Genomic DNA, 8097 nt, shown 5'->3' with positions numbered 1-8097 from the left:
TCCGGCGACCGCACCGAGCCCGGCACCGACTCCCGCCCCGACGCCGGCACCGGTGGCGCAGCCGACCGGGCCGAGGACGCAACCGAGGACACCGCCTCCAGCGCCGATCGCCGTGCCGATCCCCGCGAAGCTGGAGATGACACTGAGGTCGCTCTCGAACTCCGACTGGGTGCAGGCGCCGATCGGGTCCGGGGCGGTGAAGTGGCCCCACGAGGAGTTGTAGTAGCGGTAGTCGAACAGCGTCAGACCGCCCTTGAGCGTGTAGCCAACGACATAGCGGAACGAATTGGCGCCTGCTGCCGCGCCGGTGCCGGTCGTACCAGGAGATCACCGACGGCGTGCTGGAGGTCCGCGACCGGACCGGCGGCATGCGCATGGGCGAGGGCAAGGAGACCAAGTCTCCCGAGTCCTACAAGCGCAAGCTCTTCGAGGAGCTGCAGCCGGGCAGGCCGGGTGACCCGCGCAAGACCATCGCCCAGGTCGCGCCCGAGATGAACGACTCGGTGCGGTACACGCTGGTGTACGAGACCAAGGACTACGCCACCAAGGCGTTGATTGCGATGATCGAGCTGGAGAAGCGCTTCGAGCTGGTGAAGCTGAAGAACTTCTGGAAGCGCAACATGGATGCCGGCGGCGCTACTGCGGGCTACCCCGGCATCAACGTCACGTACAAGGGCCCGGACGGGGTGCTGTTCGAGGTTCAGTTCCACACCCCGGAGGGTGTTATCGCCAAGTCGCTCGAGACCCCGAACTACGAGTCCCGCCGGTCGAATCGCGCGGCGCAGACCGTGGTCGAGAACGACCCGTCGCTGACGCCGTAGCAGAAGGCGGACAAGCTCGTGTCGCTCAAGGAGGATTACGAGAAGCTGGACGCGAGGCGCAAGCAGCTCTGGGCCGACGTGCCCCGACCGGTCGGGGCGATCCTGATCGACGAGAAGGGCGTCTGACCGCCCGTCACACTGGACGTGCCTCCGGCCCCGCGGCCGGGGGCACGTCCTCCCACACACGAGATGAGGTTCTGGTGGAACCCGAGTACCGGTACTGGGCCTGGCTCTCCGAAGGCGAGTCCTCGGTGGACGCCGCCCGCGAGGTCATCCGGACCTGGAAGAGCCCGACCGGTCTGGACCAGGAGGAGTCCTGCACGCCGGAGGGCTGGCGGACGACCTGGACCTACCAGGACGTCCGGGACCAGCACAAGCGCGGGCACCTGCTGCCGATCACCGCCGAGGACGCCGAACGGCTGACGCGCCAGGGCCCGTTCTGAAAGCCAGAGGGTGAGGGTGGCCAGGTCGATCATGGCTTGGTAGGACAGGGCAGTCTTGTCGTAGCGGGTCGCGATCGCACGGAACTGTTTGAGCCGGTTGAAGCGGCGTTCAACGACGTTGCGGCGCTTGTAGGTCACAGGATCGAACGCGGGTGGACGAACTCCGGTCCGGCCGCGGCGGACGCGGTTGGCGTGTTGGTCGCGGCGTTCGGGGATGGTGGCCGAAATGCCGCGGCGGCGCAGGTGAGCGCCAATGGACTTGCTGGAGTAGCCCTTGTCCGCAATCACCCGCGCCGGGCGTGTGGCGAGTCCGCCGGGCCGCGCGAACGGGAACCACACGCCCGCCAGCACGGTGTCGAACATGGTGCAGTCGTGGTGTTTTCACCGGTCAAGACGGTTGCGAGTGGGCAGCCGTGGCCGTCGCAGGCAAGGTGGATCTCAGTGGAAGGGCCGCCACGAGACCTGCCGACAGCATGATCATCTGGTTCGGTCTGCCCGCCACGCGACCCGCTCGCCCCCTGTGTGCGGCTGTGCGGCGGCGGCCACCGGCCGCATGCTGATGAGCGCGCACGATGCTGGAATCGACCGAGACCTCCCGGTCCAGCTCGTCGATCGCCTCCGCGATCACTCGCACCTTCGTCACCAACATGGTCAGGGTGCCGTTGCGCGACCAGCACCAGAACCGGTTGTAGACCGTCTTCCACGGCCCACACCGCTCCGGCAGATCACGCCACGACCCCGGTCTTGGCCTTGAACAGCATCCCGTTGATCACACGCCGGTCATCCACCCGAGGACGCCCTTTCGAGCCCGAGACCGGCAACAATAGCTGCCACTGCTCGTCAGTCAGCTCATGCCCGCACACCACGACACAAGATCAAACCACGTCAGAGCAATCAGCTTTGAGGACAGGCCTTAGGTCGCGTAAGGCAGTGTGAATCCACATACCCGGGCAGCGTCCTCGTACGTGGACATCATCGCCGAAATGACGGACTCGATCTCCGCGAGCGGATACCTGGCCTCGTCGAGATCGCCACCGGCGATGCACTCGGAAAGCTCCTTGACCGTGTCTCGGAGCATGCTCAAGGAATCTCCCTGGATCGCCGCAGCAGGAAAGTTCCTGCCGGGCAGCTGAACCACGGCGAAGTTCCCGGTCGTCGCCAGCACCTCAGCGGTTTCGATCAATTTGTCCACTGTCATCCCTGTGAGCGCAAAGTGTTGCTGGGTTCGCCTTGTAGTCTCGCAGCCTGCCTGGCCGGCGTGGACAGGATTGTTTCGTATCCGGTGGGAGCAACCTGGCTCGGGAGGCTTGGGGTCCCGCGGCATTCGAAGCCACTTCGATCCAGGTGATGATCACGAGCCAAAGGTCCTCGCCCGTCGAACCGGCGACACGAACGTCCGCTCGTGCCGCTGATCGTGTTGACTGAGCACGCTCATGCCGATGAGCGGTGACGAGGTCTGGCGGACACCAAGTGAGCAGTCCATTAGCGCGCCTCGCAGGAAATAGATCGCGCTGGTCCTGTGGGTCCGGAAGGATAGGGCGCGTGAACAAGCAGGGCCCGAATCCGGCGGTGTTGTGCGGCTTGGCCGCCAATCCAGCAGCGCCCCTGTCAGTGCTGCTGCGATTGGCCGTCCACCAGCGCAATGATTCCTTCGCCTTGTCATGCGCGCTGCTTGGCCGTGCACACGTCCCACCGGAGGTGGCAGAGGTACTGGCGGGACACCCGGAAACCGAGCTTCGGCGGCGCTTGGCCGCCCACCCGTCCACACCTGAGGAGATCCGGTGTGCGCTGGGCAGGGACATGGAAACGATCGTGCGGGTCGAGGTCGCAGCCTGGCCTGGTTCCTGGGTCGACCTTCCGCGTGCCCGCCCGGTCACAGCGGCATGCCTGCCCGTCGCGGTCTACCGCCGCTTGGCTGCGGATGCGATGCCATCGGTGCGGGCAGCCGTGGCAAGGAACCGCCATGCCCCGCAGGATGTCCGCGCCGTGCTGGCCGGCGACGCCGATCCGGAGGTCCGCCGCTGCGCCGCTCTGCGCGACCTGTCACCCGCAGTGCTCCAGCAGCTCATGGGTGATACCGATCGCGCGGTGCGCCAGGCTGCCCTGATGACGGCGGCCGTTCACCCACCGGAAGCCATGGTCTCAGCGGAGTTGGCCACGGTCTTCCAGCAAGACTCGGCGTACTACCGGCAAAAAGCAGTCGAGTTGATTGAACTGACCCCATCGCTGCTGGCGCGCCTGCTGGCATTGCCGGACATGCACGAAGCGCTCGCCCGCAATCCCAGCCTCCCGACCGAGCAGATGCGGGCGTTTCTGGACAACGCCGACCTGGGCGCTGCGCTCGCGGGCAATCGCTGTCTTCCCTTGCCGATTCTCGAAGAGCTCGTCGCCACCGAGGATCCTGAAGTCCACCGGGAACTGCTGCGTCGTGTCGAACTGCCTGATGGTCTGCGTCGACGCTTGATCGCGGCCAGTGAGGACGACGAGCCCCTTCCCACGGCAGCTTCGCTACTTCCCGGTCACGCAGGCTTGGACGAACGACTCTCCTACCTCGACCACCCCAACCCCGCGTTCCGCCGCACCGTGGCCTTGTCTCCCGACTTGCCACAAGACGCCATCCGCCGCCTCGCCGAAGACCCGGACTTCGTCACCCGGCTGCTGATCTGCGAACGCTACTCCGACGTCCCTTCAACAGCGCTGGTCGACCTGCTGGAACGCTGGCACGGCCACAGCCGCCGGGACCTGCTCCGTCACCCTCGGCTGCCCGCCGAGGCCGTACTTGACCACGCGGCCAATGGCAGTTCCCGGGACCGGGAGGCGATCGCCTCTCGTCCTGATCTGCCGCCCGAGCTCGCGCTCAGACTGGTGGCCGACCCGGTTGCCAACGTGCGCCGCGCTGCCGCCGGCAACCCCAACCTCTCCCACGACCGCGTTCAGCAACTCCTGTCCGACCCCGACCCCCTGTTGCGCGAAGGCGCCGCCGGCAACCCCGCCCTTCCCGTCGAAGACATGGAACAGCTGCTCGCCACCAGCTGAGGGACACTGCGCCGCTTTCCCTCCTCCGCAGGTGTCAATGCCGGGCTGGATACCTCAAAGGCCTTATCCGCTCACGCCGCTGACCGCGTTGCTTGATCGCGGTCACGACGAACGCCCGACAAGCCACAGCCCTGTGCGGTCGCCGTGCGCGAGGTCCTGCCTCTCGCGAACTCTTCTTGACTAGAGTTCTCGCAATGGGGGACATCGTCTGGTCTGATCTGACACACAACTATGGGGACGCCTCAGACATCCCGAACCTGCTGCGTGCGTGCGCGGACCCCGACGCCGACAGCGCCTGCGATGCGTTCGCCGACCTGTTCAACAAGCTCTACCACCAAGGTGGCTGGGTCTGTTCCGCCGCGTCGGCGGCGTTGCCAATGCTGACGGATCTCGCCTCGGACAGTGCTGTGCACGATCGGCACGAGGTGGTCGACTTGATCGGCCGACTGGCTCGCACAGCTGTCACCGTGTCCAGCGAGTTCGTGGATCACGGGTGGTTCCCCGCGCTGGAGACCGCCAGGCCTCAATTGCTGGCGTTGCTGGACGACCCGGACTCACTCGTTCGTCGTCAAGCGACCTTGCTTGTCGCAGATGGCATCCGGCATCCGGACTCGGTAGTGGCGCTGCGCGAACGGTGGGCGGTGGAGACCGACCGCGTCACTCAGATCGACCTGGTGCTCGCCTTGGGTGCGGTGTGCACCTGGACGTCGGATGAGACGCTGCGCGCCGAACTGGTCGGGTTGCTGAACGACGACGATCTCCAGTTGTGCCTTGCCGCCGTGCACGCATTGGCCGAGTCCGACAAGACCGTCGCGACACGCCGGGTCGACTTGCTGGTGCGGGCGGTGCTGGACCCCGGCGCCGCACTGTCGCAGGACTCCGCGTGGATCGGTGGCACACCGGCCACGATCGTGCGCACGACCGGTGACCTGCTTCTTGAAGATCCGGTCGCCGCCACCGGTTTCGCCATCGGGGCAGCCCGCGACAGCAACCCTCAAGGACGCGCGGCCGCCCTCGGACAGGCCCAGCAGGTGCTCTCCCGGTGGCGCACCGCCACCGGCGGCTTCCTGCCGTTGCTGACCGGAAGTCTCGGCGATGACGCGCCCGAGGTCCGCTACCGCGCGGCGGCCTTGCTGGCGTGCCTCGGCACGGACGCAGCCGAGCACGCTGATCAGCTGATCACCCTCACCGCAGACTCCGCGCCACGGGTGTCCCGCACGAGGACCACTGTCGGCGATGCGGCGGTGTGGGCGCTGGCCCGGCAGACCAACCCGGGCTGCCTGCCCGGATTGGTGGACCGGCTGTCCGGTGACCGACTGGGTTTCAGCACAACGCGCGGCTATTTCACACGGGACGTGCTGATGCTGGGTCAACCGGCCATCTGCGAGGTGCTGATTCCGCTACGCCACCACGCTGACGTTCTCCTCGGCCCGCTCGCCACTCGACGGGACCTCGCCCGAAACCTCTGCCATGTGGTCGAAGCCTGGGGCCTGGACGCTGTCTCCGCTCTACCGGCCGTCGTGGACGCGGCAGCCGACGAGAAGCTCCGGGCTCTGGCCGCGAAAGCGATGGGGTGCCTCGGCCCCGCGGCCGCGGACGCCGCGCGGACCCTGCTTGGTGACGTGGACACGCCCACTGTGGCGTGGGCACTGTGGCGCACCGGCGCCGACCCCGATCTCGGCCTCACCGCGTTGACCCACCAGTTGAGCCGGCCCGAGCTCTGGCCCACCACCATCGCGTTGGTCGGTGACCTCGGCCCTGACGCAGCCTTGTGCGCCGACGCTCTACGTGCATTGACCCGCTCCAGCGACGAATGGACACGGGCCGAGGCCGCTCACTCCCTGTGGCAAGTCACCGGCGACCCAACCGACGCCGTAGACGTTCTCGTCGAGCTTGCACAACCTCTCGCGCAGGGCAACGGTCTACCTGTCCGCACCGTCGCCCTGCACCACCTGCTCGACATCGGCGTGACCGACGATCGCATCCGTTCGACAGCTCAAGCCATCATCGACAACCCGCAGCGGATCACCTCCTCCGGAGGATGGCGCGCCTTCACCGAGGATGAACAAGTCCGAGCCGCCGCGTTCGCGGTACTGCACTGAGCACCCGGTCGAGTACGAATAAACAAATTGTCATCCTCGATTTCACGACAGCAAGATCGACTAAGTCACCGAGTAGGTTCAAACATCCGCTTAGGCCGCTGATCGCGTTGCCAGAGCGCACCTTCGCCGATGAGCGGGTGCCCGGCGCCACCGAGTGCTGCTGGACCGAGGCTTCAGTGAAGGCGGCCCCGCACTTCAGCTGGGCAGTTCGGCCAGGTACTCCTGGTACACCATGCGGTAGAAGTCGAAGAAGTTGTCGTACGGTTCCGTATCCGGCCACGGCAGCCACAGCACCGGGTGTCCGCCGTTCACGATTGGTCCCTGAGTCCAGATCGCGAAGATGCTGCCGCCGCCCTGGTCGAACGTGATCGGGTAGATCTCCTCCTTCGGCGGCACCGCAGAAGGATCGCCCAGCTCGCCGTAGAACGCGTCCAACGCTTCGGTGAGGGCGTCCCACGCGAAGCCCTCGCCGATCTGCTCCGCGCTCAAAAGGGTGTTGTCCAGGTAGAAGCCTGGCCAGCCGTCGCCGGAGCCGAGGAACGCGCGATGCTGCGGGTCGAGCGGGAAGCCGAGTCTGCGCTCCGCGGCGTCCAACTGTTCGGGAGTGGCCGGGGCGTGCGGAACCGTCCACTCGTAGTCTGCGTCCACCTCGTTCACACGGCGTCGAAGCAGGCACATCTCGGCGATGAGATCGGGCCACTGCGGGAACTCCGTCGGCACTGTCACGACCCCCAAATCCCTTCGCTCACGATCCGAGCATGTCATGGGATCGGCCGGGCCTCTGGGGATCCCGCACGGCCTCCCGAGTCAGTTCGATGACGCGCGCGGCGAGCGGAGAAAGCGTTCGGTTCGCTTGCCACGCCAGGTAGATCTCGCGTGGCGCCAGCGCAGGCGAGAGCTCGTGTGTGCACAGCACGTCGTCGGGCTGGAGGTCCAAAGCCAGCGTGGGCATCACGGCGAGGCCCATGCCGGCGCGCACCATCGAGATCACGCCGCGGTTGTCGGCTGTGCGGAACACGATCAGCGGTCGCACGCCCGCCTCGGCGTAGACGCGTTCTACGCGTGCCTGGTCGCAGATCGCCGGCTGGGCGACCATCGCGGCGCTGTCGAGTGCTTCTAGCGGCACCGGGCCGGTGGGGAACTGGCCCTTGCGGGCGACGAGGACGTACGGGTCGTCGAGGATCTTGGTCTGTTCCACGTCGCCGGGCAGCTTGCCGTCGAAGAACACCAGGTCCAGGCCCTCGGTGCTGGGGTGGTCGGTCTCCTCCTCGAACAGGCGGATGTCGGCGGCGGGCTGTTCGTCCAGCAGCCGGCGCACGACGGTCGGCAGGATGACGTTCGTGACGCTCTGGAACGTGCCGATGTCCACGCGGCCCTCGCCGGCCTTGAACCGTTCCACGGCGTCGTCGGTGGCGGCGGCGCGGGCCAGCAGGTCGCGGGCGTGGGTCAGGAGCACCTCGCCGAGTGGGGTGAGGCGGACGGGTTTTGGACCGCCGGGGCGGTCGAAGACGGTGCCGCCGACGGCTCGTTCCAGTGCGGCGATCTGCTGGCTCACGGCCGACTGCGTGTAGCCGAGGAGGTCGGCGGCGCGGCCGAACGTGCCCTCGGTGGCCACGGCATCGAGGGTGGCGAGGTGGCGGAGGTCCAGCACGAACATAAGTGTGCCTTGTTTAGTTGAGCAGAATCTATCGCTTT

The 8097-nt window shown here is 66.9% G+C and carries 7 protein-coding genes and 2 pseudogenes; 5 read left to right on the top strand and 4 right to left on the bottom strand.

Annotation, left to right across the window (positions count from 1 at the left end; genetic code table 11):
* The 3 genes and pseudogenes from VF330_RS14235 to VF330_RS14225 all read left to right on the top strand — a co-directional run.
* Positions 1-223 (top strand): annotated as a pseudogene (locus tag VF330_RS14235) (hypothetical protein); the annotation flags it as partial.
* Positions 224-338: 115 nt separating this feature from the next.
* On the top strand, positions 339-821 hold the full coding sequence (locus tag VF330_RS14230) for a hypothetical protein (RefSeq protein WP_330852046.1): 483 nt from the start codon (positions 339-341) through the stop codon (positions 819-821).
* A 200-nt stretch (positions 822-1021) separates the two neighbouring features.
* A complete protein-coding gene (locus VF330_RS14225; RefSeq protein ID WP_330852048.1) occupies positions 1022-1264 on the top strand; it encodes a hypothetical protein in 243 nt (80 codons plus the stop codon).
* Here the strand turns inward: VF330_RS14225 and VF330_RS14220 are convergent.
* A pseudogene (locus VF330_RS14220) lies at positions 1265-2130 on the bottom strand (IS5 family transposase); the annotation flags it as partial.
* Between the two features lie 47 nt (positions 2131-2177).
* Positions 2178-2462: a DUF6959 family protein gene (locus tag VF330_RS14215; RefSeq protein ID WP_330852045.1), complete on the bottom strand. Its 285-nt coding sequence runs from the start codon at positions 2460-2462 to the stop codon at positions 2178-2180.
* A 344-nt stretch (positions 2463-2806) separates the two neighbouring features.
* Between VF330_RS14215 and VF330_RS14210 the strand changes: the two genes are divergently transcribed.
* Both VF330_RS14210 and VF330_RS14205 read left to right on the top strand, forming a co-directional pair.
* On the top strand, positions 2807-4300 hold the full coding sequence (locus VF330_RS14210) for a hypothetical protein (RefSeq protein WP_330852044.1): 1494 nt from the start codon (positions 2807-2809) through the stop codon (positions 4298-4300).
* Positions 4301-4494: 194 nt separating this feature from the next.
* Entirely contained in the window at positions 4495-6402 is a 1908-nt protein-coding gene (locus VF330_RS14205) for a HEAT repeat domain-containing protein (RefSeq protein WP_330852043.1), read from the top strand.
* Positions 6403-6597: 195 nt separating this feature from the next.
* On the opposite strand, the gene VF330_RS14200 is transcribed toward VF330_RS14205, so the two are convergent.
* Both VF330_RS14200 and VF330_RS14195 read right to left on the bottom strand, forming a co-directional pair.
* A complete protein-coding gene (locus tag VF330_RS14200; RefSeq protein ID WP_330852042.1) occupies positions 6598-7128 on the bottom strand; it encodes an SMI1/KNR4 family protein in 531 nt (176 codons plus the stop codon).
* A gap of 19 nt (positions 7129-7147) precedes the next feature.
* Complete coding sequence (locus VF330_RS14195) at positions 7148-8059, bottom strand: LysR family transcriptional regulator (protein WP_330852041.1); 912 nt, start codon at positions 8057-8059, stop codon at positions 7148-7150.
* Positions 8060-8097 lie beyond the last annotated feature (38 nt).

Origin of the sequence: Lentzea sp., assembly GCF_036380075.1 — a bacterium.
GTDB lineage: Bacteria > Actinomycetota > Actinomycetes > Mycobacteriales > Pseudonocardiaceae > Lentzea.
This window is presented reverse-complemented; position numbering and strand designations above follow the sequence as displayed.

What these genes read in the sequence shown, in the direction of transcription:
- VF330_RS14195 (WP_330852041.1), bottom strand. Translation starts at nt 8,059, where the DNA reads ATGTTCGTGCTGGACCTCCGCCACCTCGCCACCCTCGATGCCGTGGCC.
- VF330_RS14205 (WP_330852043.1), top strand. Translation starts at nt 4,495, where the DNA reads ATGGGGGACATCGTCTGGTCTGATCTGACACACAACTATGGGGACGCC.
- VF330_RS14215 (WP_330852045.1), bottom strand. Translation starts at nt 2,462, where the DNA reads ATGACAGTGGACAAATTGATCGAAACCGCTGAGGTGCTGGCGACGACC.